Consider the following 17,356-nt stretch of genomic DNA (forward strand, 5'->3'; position numbering starts at 1 on the left):
CAACATCATGGCCAAGGCCGCCGCCAAGAACATCCCGAACAAGCTGACCGCCGCCGTGCGTACCCGCACCGGTAAGGGCGCGTCGCGCCAGGCCCGCCGCGACGGCAAGGTGCCCACCGTGCTGTACGGCCACGGCACCGAGCCCCAGCACCTGGAGCTCAACGCGCGTGAGTTCGCCGCGGTGCTGCGCCACGCGGGCACCAACGCCGTGCTGACGCTCGACATCGAAGGTACCGAGGCACTCGCGCTGACCAAGGCTCTCGACATTCACCCGATCCGCCGCAACATCCAGCACGCCGACCTGCTCGTCGTGCGCCGCGGCGAGAAGGTCACCGTCGAGGTCAACGTCGTCCTCGAGGGCGACGCCGTCCCGGGCACCCTGGTCACCCAGGAGACCAACACCATCGAGATCGAGGTCGACGCCATGTCGATCCCCGAGCATCTGACCGTCTCGATCGAGGGCGTCGAGGCCGGCACCCAGATTCTCGCCGGCCAGGTCGAGCTGCCCGGCGGTGTTTCGCTGACCTCGGATCCCGAACTGCTGGTGGCCAACATCGTCGAGGCCCCGAGCGCCGAGGACCTGGAGTCCGAGGGTGCCGGCGAGACCGCCGAGGCCGCCCCGGCCGAGGAGCCGGCCGCCGAGCCTGCCGAAGAAGCCGAGTAAGTACGAGTCGCGACACTCAGGGCACTGCGCGAATGGCCGAGCCGCTGCTGGTGGTGGGCCTGGGAAATCCCGGGCCCGCCTACGCCAAAACCCGGCACAATGTCGGGTTCATGGTGGCCGATGTACTGGCCGCCCGCATCGGCTCGGCCTTCAAAGTGCACAAGAAGTCCGGTGCCGAGGTGATCACCGGCAGGCTCGCGGGAGCCCCGGTGGTACTGGCCAAACCTCGGTGCTACATGAACGAGTCCGGCCGTCAGGTCGGACCGTTGGCCAAGTTCTACTCGGTGCCTCCGGGCCGGATCGTGGTGATCCACGATGAGCTCGACATCGACTTCGGCCGGATCCGGCTCAAGGTCGGTGGCGGCGAGGGCGGCCACAACGGACTGCGTTCGGTGGCATCAGCACTGGGCAGCAAGGATTTTCAGCGGGTTCGCATCGGAGTGGGCCGCCCCCCGGGCCGTAAGGATCCGGCGGCGTTCGTGCTTGAGGCGTTCAGCGCCGCCGAACGCGCCGAGGTGCCGACGATCTGCGAGCAGGCCGCCGACGCCACCGAGCTGTTGATCGCTCAGGGCCTGGAGCCGGCCCAGAACACCGTGCACGCCTGGTGATTCCGCTCCGTCACCGGAGGAACGGCCGGTCCAGGGTGAGCGTGCGCTCCGCCGGTGCGTACCAGCCCTGCGGCGCATGCTGGTCGGTGTGCAGATAGCACTGCACCCGCACCTCGCGACTGCCTGGCCGAAATGTGAGCAGCCGGCTGATCGGCAAGGTCGTGATCGGCATGTGATGGCGACTCAATGACGCCACATTCATGAAATAGGTTCCACCCCAAGCCTGCTCGATATGGGTCTTGCCGCCGTGGGAATCGTCGGGATTGGTGTGGGTGTGACCGGCCAGCCACAGCGCGACCGCACCCGGATGCTCTGTGAGGTAGCGCTCGAAGGCCCCGGAGTCCGGCTTGCCGCCGACCCAGTACAGATAAGACGCGCCCTGCGGAGTCCCCTCCGGGAACGGGCGGTGGTAGTGCTCGTAGAGTTTTCCGTCCGCACCACGGCGCACGCCTTCCCACTCCCCCGACGCCACCGTGGTGTCCTTGAGGACATAGTGGTGCACCGTGATGATGACCGAATCACGGTTTTGCTCAACCATGTTCGCCCACCAGTCGAAGGTCTCGGCGGAGACGACCCCACCGGGGTTGCCGCCGAGTGTGCCCCGACCGACGGACTGAGACGGCTCGTTGCGGTCACTGAGCATCAGGAACAGCAGGTTGCCCACCCGGAATGAGTACCGCTCCCAGGTCCCGGTGACCGGGTAGGGCCGCGCGCCGGCATGGACCCCGGAATGTTCGGTGTGCGCGCCGAGCGGGTCGATCCACTTCTGCCACCACCAGGCGTCGGCCTCGGAAAGGCCGCTGCGGTCGTGATTTCCGCACACCGAGTACACATCTTCACGACGGTGCCTGCGCAGCGCCGCGAGCTGCCGGCGGACCTCCCATCCCTCGGCATCGTCGGGCAGGCTGTGATGGGCACCGGACATGTCGCCGACATCCACCGCGATATCCCAGTCGAAAGCCGGACCACCCTGTGTACCACCGAATTCCGACTGCCGGATGGCCTCGGCAAGACTCTCCCGGCCGAACTGCTTGTCCGTCCCCACATGGGCATCACCGAATGCCCACAGCCGAAAGTCACCCTGCTGCGTCGCCATCGTGGCGAAACCTTAGCCACGCCGGGGAGATACCGTCCGGCATTGCGCTCACGGAGATTTCAACGACCCCTCAGCGCCCACTGATTCCGCTGTCCACAACCTTCACCGTCTTGTGCGGATACCGCTTCTCGGCGTGCGCCTTGGCCGCCGAGTTCGGCAGCACATACAGCGTCTCCCGCTTGTCCTGCAAAGGTTTGAGCACCCGGTCCATGAACTCCTTGCGGTCATCGAGGTAGGGCTCGATCACGTCCTCCCCGGCCGGGCACACCGCCAGACAATACGCAGCCTTGTAGTTGGCCTTGAAGGACAGGCTCTGCCACATCGAGGCGTTCTCGGAATCGCTGACCCGGGACCGGAAATCGGTCGCGTCGGCACTGTCGGCGACGGTCTGCACCCAGTCGGTGAATCCGCCCATGAACTCGCGGTAGTTGTGCACCGAGCAGGCGACGAAGTCGAACTCGCCGTCCTTGCCGATCGCCCCGACCGGGCAGGCCGCCACGCACAGCTTGCATTCCAGGCAGGGTGAATAGTCCAGCGGCACACCGTAACTGCTGACCGGCGTGCCCACCATGATCGTGGCCAGCAGGATGAAGTTGCCGAACCTGGGGTGGATCACGTTGCGATGGATCCCCATCACGCCCAGGCCGGACGCCACCGCGACGGGCTTGTGCGCCACCACCCAGATCCGTCCGGGGTACCTGTCCATCTCCATCGGGAAGGTGGCCGACGGGTTCACCGCGCGATGGCCGGCATCCTCCAACGCCCGGGTGATCCGGTGTGCGGCCTCGTTGATGATCTCGCCGCTGCGGTGAAACTCCTGGTTGGCGACGCTGCGGGTGGACGAGCGCACGTTGTCGCGGTTCATCTTCACCACCAGCGAGATGTAACCGCGCACTCCCGGCAGTGCGGCCTCGGCATGTTCGCGCTCCGACGCCAGAGCCGGATCGTCGACACTGGCGAAGGCCACGTCGTCGGCACCGGCGTCCAGGCACAGCGCGCGCAGCCAGTCGGCGTCGATGACGTCGGGAACCGCCGAGTCCGCACGGGCGCGCACCGCGCGGACAGTCGGGTGGTCGGCCAGTCGGGGCGGCAGTTTCGGCTTCATCAGGCTGAGTATAGTGACATATACCCAGCCCGCAAGGATCTGACCGATCGGCGTAAAGAATCCGTTCACGCGGTATGCGCGCACGTGCGCAGCGGGTACACCCGAGATATGAACGGCAACCGGCTCCTGCGGCCCGCGCTCGACGGCTCCCGGGCGTGGGGTTGCGTGCAGGTGAGGCCCGGACGCTTCGGCATCACCTACTACCGGCTGGTGGTCTATCCGCCGGGCCTGAGCACCCCCGAGCACCGCCTCGTCCGGCTCGCCCGGGGATGGCCCCTGTGGGGAATGCTGGTGTGGCTGCTGTGCCAGCTCTGGCTGGGCGGGCAGATGTCGCCGTGGCCCGCGTTCGGGATCTCCACCGCGGTGTTCCTCACCTCAGGAGCCGTCGTGCTCGGCCTGTCCGGCAGCGCGTTCTACCGCGTGCGAACACTGTGCGCGACGACGATGGCCGGCTGCGACGATCCGGCGTCTGCCGCCGCCCGCGAACGCCTCGTCGTGCTGGCCGCCGAGCTCCTACACGCCGACAAGCGGCACGCTCGCGGTGAGATCACCGCCGTCGATCACGAGCTGATCTGGTGGCAGGTCTACAACCGGATGCAAGCCGACAAGCCCGCAGACACCAAGCAGAGCAACTGATTTCGGACGCCTTCGAGGGAACCACGACCACCGTGAGCGGGCGCATCACGAAAAGCTACGCCCGCTCACGGTGCTGAGTACGGTCTCGGGAACGGCTAGCGGCGAGCGCCGGGCATCCCCAACCACGGGAACACCGGCAGATTGGCCGGCGGCGCCGTCGTTCCCGGCCTGGCCTTGATCGAGGTACTGCCATTGGTCGTGCAAATCGTCTTGGTGGCCGTGTCCTGGCAGGTCGGTCGAGCACTTGCAACCGGAGCTGAAACGACCGACACGGCAGCCAAACTCGCCATCAAAAACGCAAACGTGCCGCGACCAGTCATCCTGTCCCTCCCTTTCGGGGCTACGACCGCCGACATCCGCCCGCTCATCACGGGCAGGCCGATACGACGACGGGGGAATCCGCATCGAGCGGAGTGTTGTTCGCTGCCGCCCGGTTGAACGCGTCCTGACGGGCGGCCTCGACAGTCGGCCCGGCACCGCCGGCCACGACGCGGTTGCTGTCACTCGCGACGGACACGATGCACAACCGGTCGTTGGTCACCTCATCGGCGGTGCACTCCACACCTCCCGCGCTCTGGCAGGCCGCGATCACCGCCGCCGAAGCCTCTTCGCCCGTATCACCGGTAGCGGTGAAACCCGCTATGGTGTCGATGAATTCGCCGGTACCGACAGCAGCAAAAATATCCTCGGGGTCACCCTCGACATATCCACCCGGGCCACCGGCCCATGCGGTTCCCGCGGTGATCCCGGCGGCGATGACGCCCGCCCCCAGGATCGCCGAAACCCATTTGGATTTGACCATTCCAGTCCTCTCCTCAAAGTGTTTTCTGCGACAGAATACAAAAACATCGCATTAACAATGAGCAAATTGACTGTGCTGTCATCACCTTTGTTCTATTGCACGGCGCATCCGAGGGTGTGCGTCGCCGAAAAGCATGCAGAAACGCGGCGTTTCGCCGGGGCTCAACTCAGACGTGCGCGAGGGGCCGCGGAGACACTGAAAGTGCTGCCGCCAGGAGCGGTTCGCAGTACGGAACCGCACGCTCGCGGTGAGAAATGTCGGGTCAGCCGGTGACCAGCGAGACCGAATTGGCGCGACGAAGCTTGCCCGACGGCGTCTTGGGGATGCTGCCAGGCCCGAGCACCACGACATTGCGCGGACGCATGTCCACCTCGGAGACCACCTCGTGGGCCACCTGATGTTCGATACGGCGCACCTCGGCCGGATCCTGCCAGGCGTTGGATTCGACGGCGACGGCGAAGGTCTCGCGCGAGTGCCCGGCGTCCAGACGCACCGCGACGGCGCAGCCGGGGCGGACGCCCTCGACGCGGCCGGCGGCACGCTCGATGTCGGTCGGGTAGATGTTGCGCCCGGCCATGATGATCACGTCCTTGACGCGACCGCACACGATGACGTTGCCCTCTTCGGTGATGTAGCCGAGATCGCCGGTGTCGTACCAACCATGCTCGTCCTGGGCCGGCAGGAAACCGCCCATGGTGATGTAGCCGGGAGTCAGCGATTCGCCGCGGAGCTCGATGACACCGACACCGCGGGCGGGCATCACATCACCGTGCTCGTCGACGACTCGGGCTTCAAGGTCGCGCAGCAGCGGGCCGAGTGAGGCCAGCCGGCGGGTGTTGCCCTTGGTGGCGGGCACGGCGCGGCGCAGCGCGGCCAGCAGGTCGGCGTCGACCTCGTCGACCACCAGGCCCGCCCCACACGGGGAGAACGACACCGCCAGGCAGGTCTCGGCCATGCCGTAGGCCGGCAGGATCGCGTGCGGGTCGAGACCGAACGGTTTGCCCGCGTCGAGCAGGTCCTCGACATCGGCCGGCTCCACGGGCTCAGCGCCGGAGAGCGCGAACCGCAGCGTGGACAGATCGAAATCGCCGGGCTTGGCCTGACGGCGCAACCGCTTGGCGAACAACGCGTAGGCGAAGTTGGGCGCCGCGGTCATGGTGCCCTTGTACTTGTCGATGAGCTTGGCCCACAGCAGGGTGTCGCGCAGGAAGTCCATCGGCGTGACCTTGACGAGCTCGGCGCCGAAGTACATCGGGATGGTGAGGAAGCCGACCATGCCCATGTCATGGAAGCAGGGCAACCAGCTGACCATGACGTCCTTGTCGACGTCGTACTGCGCGCCGATGAACATCGCCTCGGCGTTGGAGTGAATGTTGCGGTGCGTGATCTGCACGGCCTTTGGTGAACCGGTCGAGCCGGACGTCAACTGCATCAGGGCCAGATCGTCCTCGCCGGTTTCCACCGGGTCGATCGGGTCCGCGGCCAGCAGGTCGGCCACCTTGACCACCTTGATGCCTTTTTCTTCCAGCACCGGGATGGCGACCAGGAACGGCTCGGAGACGATGACGGCGTCGGCCTCGATCATGCCGATGACGTTCATGGTGTCCTCGGCCCACACCGCCAGGTCGGTGCGCGGGGTGGGCTGATGCAGCATGGTCAGGCTCGCGCCGCGCATCCACACACCCTGGGCGGTGGGCGCGATCTCCACCGGGAAGCCGGCCAGCACGCCGACGGCGTCGCCATGGCCGATACCCGCGGCGGCCAGGCCGCCCGCGATGCGCCGGGCCCGTTCGTGAACCTCACCCCAGGTGTGGCGAACCGGCTCGTGCGGCTCGCCGGTCACCATGCCGCGCTTGCTCTCCCGAGCGTTGCGGTACATCTTCTCGGTGAATCTGCTCACGACGACCTCCTTGGCTTCCGCGACCGCAGCACCGGCGGCAGTGCGCCAGGTGCAGTTGCCCGGTTATCCATGCTCCGCCCGCCGTGCACTGCTTGTCGGTAGGCGCGCGCATACGATTGGGGAGCATTTATGTCTCGAAAAGGTGATGCCCCAGAGCCGGGGATACAGCTCCGCGACCGCCCACCGTCATGGGAGGCGGGCGCACAAGTCGCCGACGCAAGATCGCTAGCATTCACCGCCGATCATCTTAAGAGACCCTTAAGTAACTGGCCAAACCCTCGCGTTAATTGAGGTCTGCGTCACAGTCTCAGGCCGAGGCCAGTTGGACTGCGTCGTTTTCTACTCAGGGGTTGGACCGGCGCAAAGTTCGCAGCCCTGGCGTAGGAAACAGCGGACGACGGCAGAGCAGCCCGACCGCCCGTCAGGCCGACGTGGACGGCTCGGGAACCACCCGGGCACCGCTCACCGGACCACTGGCCACCCGCACTGTCCGGCACACGCCCGCTCCCGCCAACTCCGCACCGACATCCACGGCAGACGTCGAGGACGGGCACAGGAACGCGCACGTCGGACCCGATCCGGACACCATCCCGGCCAGCGCACCGGCCTCCACCCCGGCACGCAAGGTCCGGCGCAGGTCGGGGTACAGGCTCAGTGCCGCCGGCTGCAGGTCATTGCCCAGCAGGGCGGCCAGTTCGGCCGGGTCACCGGAAGCCAGCGCCGCCAGCACAGGCTCGGGCTCCTCGGCCCGCGGCGGGCCTCCGGTCGAGGTGTCCGCGCGCAGCCGATCCAGCTCGCCGAACACCTTCGGGGTGGACAGACCCTTGTGGGCGAACGCCAGCACCCAGTGAAAGGTGCTGCGGGCCAGAACCGTGGCCAGCTCCTCACCACGCCCAGTGCCCAGCGCAGTGCCGCCGTGCAGCGCGAACGGGACGTCACTGCCCAGCTGGGCGGCCAGGGCGTGCAGATCGCGCCGGGGCACCCCGAGCTCCCACAGCGTGTTCATCGCCACCAGCACCGCGGCCGCGTCGGCACTGCCGCCGGCCATGCCGCCGGCGACGGGGATCGACTTGTCGATGCTGATCGACACATCCGGCGACCGGCCCACATGATCGGCCAGCAGCTCGGCGGCGCGCCAGGCCAGGTTGCGCTCGTCGGTGGGCACCGACTCCACACCCTCGCCCTCGACCGTCAGCGTCAACAGGTCGGCATGGCGCACCGTCACCTCGTCCAGCAGCGACACGGCATGGAACACCGTGGTGAGGTCGTGGTAGCCGTCGTCGCGCACGTCGCCGACGGCCAGATACAGGTTGACCTTGCCGGGGACACGCACGGTGACAGAACCGGTGGGAACCCACTCGGATGCGGTACTGCCGTCGGATGCTGACACGGCCACGACACTATCGCCGCGAACCCACGGTTGTCGGTGAACTTAAGCTGAGACGGTGCCCTCACCCGAGGTGATCGTCGCCGGATACACCGCGGTGAAAGTCATGGGCACCGGCGGCTCAGCCGTCGTGTACCTGGCCCGCGACCCCGACGGGGCCACCGTCGCACTCAAAATTCTCGATGACCGGCACCGCCAACCGGCCCATCTGGCGCGCCTGCAACGCGAGTTCGACTTCGCCCGCAGGCTCACCCATCCCCACATCGTCACGGTGTTCGCGGCGGGCCCGGGGTGGCTGGCGATGGAGTTCCTCGACGGCGGCACGGTGAACAACCTGCCCGCCATCCCGCAGCGGCTCACCGCGTTGACCCAGATCGCGGGGGCACTCGACTTCGCCCACCGCCGCGGGATCGCGCACTGCGACGTCAAGCCCGCCAATATCCTTGTCGATGAGCCGTTTTCGCGGGCAGTCCTGATCGACTTCGGCGTCGCGCACTCGATGGCCGAGGACGTCGCCGCCCGGCTCGCCCACGATCGTCCCGCGCGGATGAGCCTCGACCCGGCCCGGCGCATCACCCGTCAGCCATCCCAACCGCATCCGAACATCCAAGCGTCACTGCCCTATTCGGCACCCGAACTGCTCGTCGGGCGGACGCCGTCGGCCGCGACCGACCAGTACGCGCTGGCCTGCACAACGGTTGAACTGCTCACGGGAGCGCCACCCTTCACCGCGGATACCGCGGTGACCCTGATCGATCAGCAGCTCTACAGCCGACCACCACGAGTATCGCAGCGGTGCAACTGGATTCCACGCGCGGCAGACTCGATCATCGCCAAGGCGATGGCCAAGGAGCCGGACCGGCGCCACGACTCGTGTTCGGAGTTCGTCGGACTGATCACCGAGGTGATCGAGCCCCCTGGGTGAGCCCCGGTGCGAAGAAGATCGCGAGATTCTTCGAGAATCTCGCGATCTTCTTCACGTTCTGCGCTGGGTCAGTGCGCCGCCTCGACCTCCGCCGCGGCCTCGCCCTCAGCTTCTTTGGCCCGCTGCAACAGCCGGACGAAGTCGGCGATGCCGAGTGTCTCGCCACGGCGCGACGGGTCGATACTGGCGGCCAGCAGCCGCTCAGCCGACTCGTTACCCGAACCCGCCCAATCGGCGAACGCGTTGCGGGAGGTCTTGCGCCGTTGCGCGAACCCGATGTCGATGAGCTTGAACACCTCATCGCGGAACGCGGCGTCCGTCGGCCACGGCGACGTCTCGTACCGGTCGATGCGGACCAGTCCGGAGTACACCCGCGGAATCGGCCAGAACACCGTCGGCGACACCATGCCGTGCCTGCGCACGTTTCCATAGAACCGCGCCTTGGCACTGGGTACGCCGTAGTCCTTGCCACCGGGTTCAGCCGCCAGCCGCTCGGCCACCTCGGCCTGCACCATGACCATCACCGTCCGGATCGACGGGAACTCGGCCAACAGGTACAGCAGCGCAGGCACCGCCACGTTGTACGGCAGATTCGCCACGAGCGCCGTCGGTTGATCGGTCAGATCAGACGGCATCAGTGTCAGGACGTCCTGGTTGATGACGGTCAGCCGGTTGATCTCGCTGTGGGAGTGATCGGCGATGGTGGCCGGCAATTGCCTGGCCAGCACCGGGTCGATCTCCACTGCGGTCACCCTGGCGCCACGGTCCAACAGGGGCAGGGTCAGTGACCCGAGACCCGGTCCGACCTCCAGCACATGGTCGTTCCGGTGGATCCCGGAGGCCGACACAATGCGCCGAACGGTGTTGGCATCATGAACGAAGTTCTGGCCAAAGGCCTTGCGTGGACGAAAATCGATTTCTTTCGCCAAGCGTCGTATCTCGGTCCGCCCGAGCAGTCGAATAGTCAGCGCGCCCCAATCCTCCCACTACACACCGGCCAGGCTCCCCATCCTTGCCGGGCCTGCGTCACCGTAGCAATCGCAATCTGCTCTTCTCTTGTCGCCAGATCGGCTCTCGGAGCATACCGCAGACCACCCTGTCGCTCCCAGGTGTTTTGGTCGAATTGGACGCCGCCAAAGAATCCGTTACCTGTGTTAATCGCCCAGTTACCTCCCGCTTCGCACTGCGCGAGAGAATCCCATTGCGCTCCGTTGGAGACGGGCGGCACTTCGGTGCCAGGCTTTGCTCCGACTCGGAGCACGCCGTCGCGGGCCGGCTCGATCACGACATTGGCTACTGGCAGCCTGCCGGTCTCCACGCCGTTCACCTTGGCCACCGCGTAGGTCACGTCCTGGGTGCCCGGGGCGCCCGGGTCCTCGACGACCTGGCGGCTCATGTTCATGCTGGTGTCTTCGATGCGCTTGTTGCCCGGGGTGAGCGGAATCCGCTGGGTGACCTTCTCGATGCGCATGCGGGTGACCTGAACGTGCATACCCTCGGTGACCGGGGTCGATGCCGGCGGAACCACGGTGTCGTTCTGCTCGAGTGGTGCGCCCGCGGCGGCCAGCAGGCCGGCCACGTTCGGGGCGGCCAGGTGCACGGTCTGCACGTTGCCGCCGTCGTCGATCCGGACTGTCTTGGCGCTCACCACGGGCAGTGCCATACCGCCCAGCGGCACCCTGCTGCCGCGGGACGCCGCCGCCGGCGCCTTGTCGGTCATCTTCAGCTGCGCGAGGGCCTCGTCGACGGTCGAGGCCGTGGTCCAGACCTGCTTGCTGTCATTGCCGTCCAACGACAATTCCAACGGCCGGCTGCGGCGCAGGACGATGGTGTCGGCCTGGTGCACGGACTCGTCGGCGGAGGGGTAGAGATCGTCGCGGTCGCCTACCGAGAATCCGTTCTCCTCGACCACATCGATCACCCGGGACTTCATCGTCGTCACCGTCATCGGCGCTCCGTCGACGCTCAGCGTGACGGTCTTGTGCGATCCGACGGCGTAGCCCCCGGCCGCGGTGAGCGTGACCAGCAGGGCTCCCACCACGCCACGCAGCAGCGGAGATCGGGATTCATGAAGTTTGTTCAGAGCGTCCACAGTTCTCGCGTTCTTCCCCGGACCCACGGCGCAGTTCACCGCCGGCCAGTAGAGCGTTTGATCACAAGACGGTAACGAAAAGGTCTAGCACCGGCAACTACGCCGGGCGATTCCCGTTAAGTCCGTACACCCGCGCCGCAGTGGCTGCGGTCTCGGACGCGACCTCCTGGGCGGGCCGGTCCAGCAACTCTGCGAGTGCCCGCACAGTGTATGGCAGGCAGTACGGCTCATTCGGCGCTCCGCGATACGGGTGCGGCGTCAGAAACGGCGCGTCGGTCTCCACCAGCAGCTGGCCGGGCGGGATCAGCCGGGCGGCTTCCCGCAGCTCAGTGGCGTTCTTGAAGCTCACCGTGCCCGAAAGGCTCAGCACCCAGCCCGCCTCGACGCAGGTGTGGGCCATCTCCGGTCCGGACGAAAAACAGTGGAAGATCACTGTCTCGGGCGCCCCTTCGGCGCGCAGCACATCCAGAACTTCGGCATCGGCATCCCGGTTGTGGATCATCAGCGGCTTACCGGTGCGCTTGGCCAGGTCGATGTGCCACGCGAAACCCTCGCGCTGCTCGGCCGGTGTCGCGCAGCCGTCCAACCGGCCCGGCCAGTACAGGTCCATCCCGGTCTCCCCGACCGCCACCACCCGCGGATGTACGGCCAGCCGCTCCAATTCCGCCCTGGCCGCGTCATCCAGCGCATTGGCCCGGGTGGGGTGCAGCGCCACCGCGCCGTAGACCCGGTCGTCGGCCTCGACGGCCGTGGTGACCCAGCGTGCCGAGTCCAGGTCGTCGGCGATGGTGACCACCGTGCCCACCCCGACGGCCGCCGCGCGGTCCATGATGTCGCGGACGTCGGCGGCGCTCTGCGCACCGCAGGCGTCGAGATGGGTGTGTGCGTCGACCAGTGGAGCCAACGGCTCCGGGGCCGGCGGTCTCTCCCTGGCTGAGCGTTTGGAACCCACCGCAACACAATAAGGTGGGACCAAATGAGTGAGCCTTTCTACATAACTACGGCCATCGCGTACCCCAACGGCGCGCCGCACATCGGGCACGCCTACGAGTACATCGCCACCGATGCGGTCGCCCGGTTCAAGCGACTCGACGGCTTCGACGTGCGCTACCTGACCGGTACCGACGTCCATGGCCAGAAGATGGCCGAGACCGCCGCTGCCGAGGGCATCTCGGCAGCGGAGCTGGCCAACCGCAACTCTGACGTGTTCCAGCGGCTGCAGGAGAAGCTCAACATCTCCTTCGACCGGTTCATCCGCACCTCCGACGCCGATCACTATGAGGCGTCCAAGGAGATCTGGCAGCGGATGAACGAGGCCGGTGACATCTACCTGGATTCGTACAAGGGCTGGTACTCGGTGCGTGACGAGCGCTTCTTCACCGAGGGCGAGACCACCGAGCAGCCCGACGGCACCCGCATCGCCACCGAGACGGGCGCTCCACTCACCTGGACCGAGGAGCAGACCTACTTCTTCAAGCTGTCGGCCTATGCCGACCGGCTGCTGGCGCACTACGAGGCCAACCCGGAGTTCATCGCACCCGAGGTCCGGCGCAATGAGGTGAAGAGCTTCGTCTCGGGCGGGCTGCGCGATCTCTCCATCTCTCGCACCACGTTCGACTGGGGCGTGCCGGTCCCCGGCCATCCCGACCACGTGATGTACGTGTGGGTGGACGCGCTGACCAACTACCTGACCGGGGTCGGCTACCCCGACACCGATTCGGCTGCCTTCCAGCGGTACTGGCCGGCGAATCTGCACATGATCGGCAAGGACATCATCCGGTTCCATACCGTGTACTGGCCGGCATTCCTGATGTCGGCGGGGATCGAACTGCCGCGCCGGGTGTTCGTTCACGGCTTCCTGCTCAACAAGGGCGAGAAGATGAGCAAGTCGATCGGCAACGTCGTGGACCCGGTGAACCTCGTCGACACCTTCGGGCTCGATCAGGTGCGCTATTTCCTCCTGCGCGAGGTGCCGTTCGGTCAGGACGGCAGTTACAACGAAGACGCCATCATCGGCCGGATCAACGCCGACCTGGCCAACGAGCTGGGCAACCTGGCTCAGCGCTCGCTGTCGATGGTGGCCAAGAACCTCGACGGTGTGGTGCCCGATCCGGGTTCGTTCACCGACGACGACACGGCCATGCTGAGCGCGGCCGACGCCCTGCTGGAACAGGTGCGCGCACACTACGACGTGCCGGCGATGCACCTTGCGCTGGAAGCGATCTGGTCGGTTCTCGGTGCGGCGAACCGCTATTTCTCCGCCCAGGAGCCGTGGGTGCTGCGGAAGTCCGATGATCCCGCCGACCAACAGCGGTTCGGTACGGTGCTCTACACGACGCTCGAAGTGTTGCGCATTGCAACGCTGCTCACGCAGCCGGTGATGCCGGACTCGACGGCCAAGCTGCTCGACCTGCTGGGCCAGCCGACCGACGCACGCGACTTCGACTCGATCGGTACCCGGATCAAGCCCGGAACCGAACTGCCCGCTCCGACGGGGGTTTTCCCCCGCTACCAGATGGACTGACATGGCCGGACTACACGAGAAACTTCAGGCGATCTACGAGGAAGTGGGGCAACGCAACGCCGGCGAGCAGGAGTTCCACCAGGCCGTCTACGAGGTGCTGACCAGCCTGGGACCCGTGGTGGCCAAGCATCCCGAATACGCCGACGGCGCCATCATCCGCCGGCTGTGCGAGCCCGAACGCCAGATCATCTTCCGGGTGCCCTGGCATGACGATTCCGGCACGGCACAGATCAACCGCGGCTTCCGCGTCGAGTTCAACTCGGCGCTCGGACCGTTCAAGGGCGGTCTGCGCTTCCACCCGTCGGTCTACCTCGGCATCGTGAAGTTCCTCGGCTTCGAGCAGATCTTCAAGAACTCGCTGACCGGTCTACCGATCGGCGGCGGCAAGGGCGGTTCGGACTTCGACCCCAAGGGCCGCTCCGATGCCGAGATCATGCGGTTCTGCCAGTCGTTCATGACCGAGCTCTATCGCCACATCGGCGAGTACACCGATGTGCCTGCCGGCGACATCGGCGTCGGTATGCGCGAAATCGGTTACCTCTTCGGCCAATACAAGCGGATCACCAACCGCTATGAGTCCGGCGTGCTCACCGGCAAAGGTCTCACCTGGGGCGGGTCACAGGTCCGCACCGAGGCCACCGGATACGGCACGGTGTTCTTCGTCGACGAGATACTGCGGTCCAGCGGGCAGTCCTTCGACGGCAAGCAGGTGGTGGTGTCCGGTTCGGGCAACGTGGCCATCTACGCGATCGAAAAGGTGCACGCTCTGGGCGGCACCGTCGTGGCCTGTTCGGACTCGGGCGGCTACGTGCGCGACGACAAGGGCATCGACCTCGACCTGCTCAAGGAGGTCAAGGAACTGCGCCGGGGCCGCATCGAGGACTACGCCGAGGCCCGCGGCGGCGCGGCCGAGGTGGTCACCGGCCGCAGTGTGTGGGAGGTGCCGTGTGACATCGCGCTGCCCTGCGCCACGCAGAACGAGCTTGCCGGCGCCGACGCGACGGCGCTGATCAAGTCCGGCTGCCAGATCGTCGCCGAGGGCGCCAACATGCCGTGCACCCCCGAGGCGGTGAAACTCTTCGAGGAAGCCGGGGTGAAATTCGCGCCCGGCAAGGCCGCCAACGCCGGCGGCGTGGCCACCAGTGCGCTGGAGATGCAGCAGAACGCCTCGCGCGACTCGTGGACCTTCGACGACACCGAAGCGCGACTGGCCGAGATCATGCGGCGCATCCACGACCGCTGCCTGAGCACCGCCGACGAGTACGGGCAGCCGGGCAACTACGTCGCCGGCGCCAACATCGCCGGGTTCATCCGGGTGGCCGACGCGATGCTGGCCCTGGGCTTGGTTTAAGGGCTCCGCCTAGCGATCACCCCATGGTGATGTGGGTCACATAATCGGGGCGGCTGTCACAAACCCGGCATGCGCGGTGTCTTGAGGGCACAAGCCTTTGAGAACAGGAGACGCTCCCATGACCGAACAAACTGCGCGGAACACCCGGGTGATCGTGATCGGCGGAGGTTACGCCGGGGTGCTGGCGGCCAATCGTCTGCAGGGGACTCCCGGAGTGGCTGTCATGCTGGTCAATCCGCGGCCCGAGTTCGTCGAACGGATCCGGCTGCACCAGATGGCCGCCGGAAACCACAGCGCCACCGCTGCATACGACGAACTGCTGGGCGGCGGGGTACGGCTGCTGGTCGACGGCGCCGAATACATCGACGCCGAGATCCGTCAGGTGCAGCTGACCTCCGGCGAGGTGCTCGATTACGACTACCTGGTCTACGCCGTCGGCAGCACTGCCGGCGTGCCCGCCTCGGTACCGGGCGCTGCCGAATTCGCTTACCCGCTTTCAGAATTCGAGCACGCTCAACGCCTGCACGCCCGTCTGCAGGACGTCCCGATGTCAGCGCCCGTGGTCGTCGTCGGCGGCGGCCTCACCGGGATCGAGGCCGCGGGCGAGTTCGCCGAAGCGGGCCGCTCGGTCACCCTGGTCACCGATGTGGTCGGCGCGTCCCTGGGCGCCGGTGCCCGGCGCTCGATCGTCAAGGCGCTCACCAAGCTCGGCGTCTCGATCGTCGACGGGCCCGAGATCCTGGTGACCGGGGTCGAAGCCGACGCCATCACCCTGGCCGACGGCAACCGCCTGCCCAGTGCGGTAACCGTCTGGACCACCGGGTTCGGGGTTCCCGGGCTGGCCGCGGCCAGCGGGCTGCGCACCGACGAGCTGGGACGGTTGCTCACCGATGAAACCCTCACCAGCATCGACGACGCGTGCATCGTCGCCGCCGGCGACGCGGCCTCACCGTCGGGGATTCCGCTGCGGATGAGCTGCCAGTCGGCAGGCCCGATGGGAGTCCAGGCCGCCAACACCGTGCTGGCGCGCATCGCCGGCGCCGAACCCAAGGTCATCAACCAGGCCTTCGCCGGACAGTGCGTCAGCGTCGGGCGGACCTACGGAACCGTGCAGCTGTGCCACTCCGACGACAGCCCGCGCCGCGTCTTCATCGGCGGGCGTACGGCCGCCTACTTCAAGGAGCAGGTGTGCCGCGCGACCTTGACGTTCCTGCGCAAGGAGGGCGTCAAGCCGGGGTCCTACTTCTGGTTCAAGGGTGACAACCGCGCCCGTCAACTCGCCGAAGCAAGCAAGGAAAGCTTGGTCTGACATGTCCAACCCCAGTGCAGGTAACTCGAACGAACACGCCGAACGATTCACGCTGCTGCGGCCGCTGTTGTTCACCATCGCGTACGAGATCCTCGGATCGGCAACGGAATCCGACGACGTGCTGCAGGAGAGTTACCTGCGCTGGGCCGAGGTCGACCTGGCGACCGTGACCGACACCAAGGCCTACCTGGCCAAGCTGGTCACCCGCCAGGCCCTCAATGCGCTGCGGGCCGAATCCCGGCGGCGTGAGGATTATGTGGGTCCGTGGCTGCCCGAACCTCTGCTGCTGGCCACCGACAATATCGGCGACCCGTCGGCTGATGTGGTTCTGGCCGAGTCGGTCTCGATGGCCATGCTGGTGGTGCTCGAGACGCTGACGCCCGATGAGCGCGCGGTGTTCGTGCTGCGCGAGGTGTTCGGGTTCAGTCACGACGAGATCGCTTCGGCGATCGACAAATCCGCGAGCGCGGTGCGTCAGATGGCGCACCGGGCCCGCAATCACGTGCAGTCCCGGCGTAAGCGTTTCGAGCCCGTCGACCCTGCCGAGTCCACCCGGATCACCGAGCGGTTCTTCGCGGCCGCAACCACCGGCGACGTGAACGTGCTGCTGGAACTGCTGGCACCTGACGTGGTGTGGACCGCCGACAGCGACGGCAAGCGCAGCGCCGCCCGCAGGCCGGTGACGGGGGCCCAGTCGGTGGCCAAGCTCGTCATCGGGCTGATGCGGTTCACCGCCTCAGGCGGCCGCTTCGAGCCCACGACGTACAACAACGCCCCTGCGTTCAAGCTGTACCTCGACGACAGCTTCGAAGGTGTCATCACCGTCGAGGTCGTCGACGGCAAGATCACCCACTTCTACGCGATGCGCAATCCGGACAAGTTGACCGGCATCGACATCCCGCGGGTGATCAGCCGCTGACACTTCGCCAGCAGGCTCTGCGCGTCGTACTGTCACGG

The 17,356-nt window shown here is 66.8% G+C and carries 16 protein-coding genes; 8 read left to right on the plus strand and 8 right to left on the minus strand.

Annotated features, from left to right (window positions below):
• Positions 1-7 precede the first annotated feature (7 nt).
• Positions 8-664: a 50S ribosomal protein L25/general stress protein Ctc gene (locus QQ25_RS25005; RefSeq protein ID WP_039324303.1), complete on the plus strand. Its 657-nt coding sequence runs from the start codon at positions 8-10 to the stop codon at positions 662-664.
• 32 nt (positions 665-696) lie between these two features.
• Positions 697-1,272 carry an aminoacyl-tRNA hydrolase gene (pth, locus tag QQ25_RS25010; RefSeq protein WP_039324305.1) on the plus strand — a complete coding sequence of 192 codons (576 nt, stop codon included), beginning with the start codon at positions 697-699 and terminating at the stop codon, positions 1,270-1,272.
• A gap of 10 nt (positions 1,273-1,282) precedes the next feature.
• Here the strand turns inward: pth and QQ25_RS25015 are convergent, their stop codons facing one another.
• Entirely contained in the window at positions 1,283-2,368 is a 1,086-nt protein-coding gene (locus tag QQ25_RS25015; protein WP_039381609.1) for a metallophosphoesterase family protein, read from the minus strand.
• A gap of 70 nt (positions 2,369-2,438) precedes the next feature.
• Positions 2,439-3,473 (minus strand): 4Fe-4S binding protein, encoded by a 1,035-nt coding sequence (locus QQ25_RS25020; RefSeq protein WP_039381791.1) that lies wholly within the window; start codon positions 3,471-3,473, stop codon positions 2,439-2,441.
• A gap of 108 nt (positions 3,474-3,581) precedes the next feature.
• On the opposite strand from QQ25_RS25020, the gene QQ25_RS25025 reads away from it, so the two are divergent.
• Positions 3,582-4,109 carry a DUF6611 family protein gene (locus QQ25_RS25025; protein ID WP_039381792.1) on the plus strand — a complete coding sequence of 176 codons (528 nt, stop codon included), beginning with the start codon at positions 3,582-3,584 and terminating at the stop codon, positions 4,107-4,109.
• Positions 4,110-4,476: 367 nt separating this feature from the next.
• On the opposite strand, the gene QQ25_RS25030 is transcribed toward QQ25_RS25025, so the two are convergent.
• From QQ25_RS25030 to QQ25_RS25040, 3 genes are all read right to left on the minus strand, one after another.
• Positions 4,477-4,911 (minus strand): DUF4189 domain-containing protein, encoded by a 435-nt coding sequence (locus tag QQ25_RS25030; RefSeq protein ID WP_039381612.1) that lies wholly within the window; start codon positions 4,909-4,911, stop codon positions 4,477-4,479.
• A 262-nt stretch (positions 4,912-5,173) separates the two neighbouring features.
• Positions 5,174-6,811 (minus strand): fatty acyl-AMP ligase, encoded by a 1,638-nt coding sequence (locus QQ25_RS25035; RefSeq protein ID WP_039324314.1) that lies wholly within the window; start codon positions 6,809-6,811, stop codon positions 5,174-5,176.
• 421 nt (positions 6,812-7,232) lie between these two features.
• A complete protein-coding gene (locus tag QQ25_RS25040; RefSeq protein WP_201774267.1) occupies positions 7,233-8,201 on the minus strand; it encodes a 4-(cytidine 5'-diphospho)-2-C-methyl-D-erythritol kinase in 969 nt (322 codons plus the stop codon).
• A gap of 55 nt (positions 8,202-8,256) precedes the next feature.
• On the opposite strand from QQ25_RS25040, the gene QQ25_RS25045 reads away from it, so the two are divergent.
• Positions 8,257-9,123 carry a serine/threonine-protein kinase gene (locus QQ25_RS25045; RefSeq protein ID WP_039381615.1) on the plus strand — a complete coding sequence of 289 codons (867 nt, stop codon included), beginning with the start codon at positions 8,257-8,259 and terminating at the stop codon, positions 9,121-9,123.
• 68 nt (positions 9,124-9,191) lie between these two features.
• Here QQ25_RS25045 and rsmA read toward each other — a convergent pair whose 3' ends face one another.
• The 3 genes from rsmA to QQ25_RS25060 all read right to left on the minus strand — a co-directional run bounded on the left by rsmA (position 9,192) and on the right by QQ25_RS25060 (position 12,167).
• Positions 9,192-10,091, minus strand: a complete 900-nt coding sequence (gene rsmA / locus QQ25_RS25050) for a 16S rRNA (adenine(1518)-N(6)/adenine(1519)-N(6))-dimethyltransferase RsmA (protein ID WP_039381617.1) — start codon at positions 10,089-10,091, stop codon at positions 9,192-9,194.
• Positions 10,088-11,215 carry a resuscitation-promoting factor gene (locus QQ25_RS25055; protein WP_039324597.1) on the minus strand — a complete coding sequence of 376 codons (1,128 nt, stop codon included), beginning with the start codon at positions 11,213-11,215 and terminating at the stop codon, positions 10,088-10,090. Before QQ25_RS25055 ends, rsmA begins: the two co-directional genes overlap by 4 nt.
• A 97-nt stretch (positions 11,216-11,312) precedes the next feature.
• Positions 11,313-12,167 carry a TatD family hydrolase gene (locus QQ25_RS25060; RefSeq protein WP_039381618.1) on the minus strand — a complete coding sequence of 285 codons (855 nt, stop codon included), beginning with the start codon at positions 12,165-12,167 and terminating at the stop codon, positions 11,313-11,315.
• Between the two features lie 24 nt (positions 12,168-12,191).
• Between QQ25_RS25060 and metG the strand changes: the two genes are divergently transcribed.
• The 4 genes from metG to QQ25_RS25080 all read left to right on the plus strand — a co-directional run bounded on the left by metG (position 12,192) and on the right by QQ25_RS25080 (position 17,318).
• Positions 12,192-13,739: a methionine--tRNA ligase gene (metG, locus tag QQ25_RS25065; protein WP_039381620.1), complete on the plus strand. Its 1,548-nt coding sequence runs from the start codon at positions 12,192-12,194 to the stop codon at positions 13,737-13,739.
• A 1-nt stretch (position 13,740) separates the two neighbouring features.
• A complete protein-coding gene (gene gdhA, locus QQ25_RS25070) occupies positions 13,741-15,090 on the plus strand; it encodes an NADP-specific glutamate dehydrogenase (protein WP_039324326.1) in 1,350 nt (449 codons plus the stop codon).
• 118 nt (positions 15,091-15,208) lie between these two features.
• Complete coding sequence (locus QQ25_RS25075; protein WP_039381621.1) at positions 15,209-16,399, plus strand: NAD(P)/FAD-dependent oxidoreductase; 1,191 nt, start codon at positions 15,209-15,211, stop codon at positions 16,397-16,399.
• Between the two features lies 1 nt (position 16,400).
• Positions 16,401-17,318 (plus strand): RNA polymerase sigma-70 factor, encoded by a 918-nt coding sequence (locus QQ25_RS25080; protein WP_039324331.1) that lies wholly within the window; start codon positions 16,401-16,403, stop codon positions 17,316-17,318.
• The last annotated feature ends 38 nt before the right edge of the window (positions 17,319-17,356 follow it).

The organism is Mycolicibacterium setense (assembly GCF_000805385.1).
Classification (GTDB): Bacteria; Actinomycetota; Actinomycetes; order Mycobacteriales; family Mycobacteriaceae; genus Mycobacterium; species Mycobacterium setense.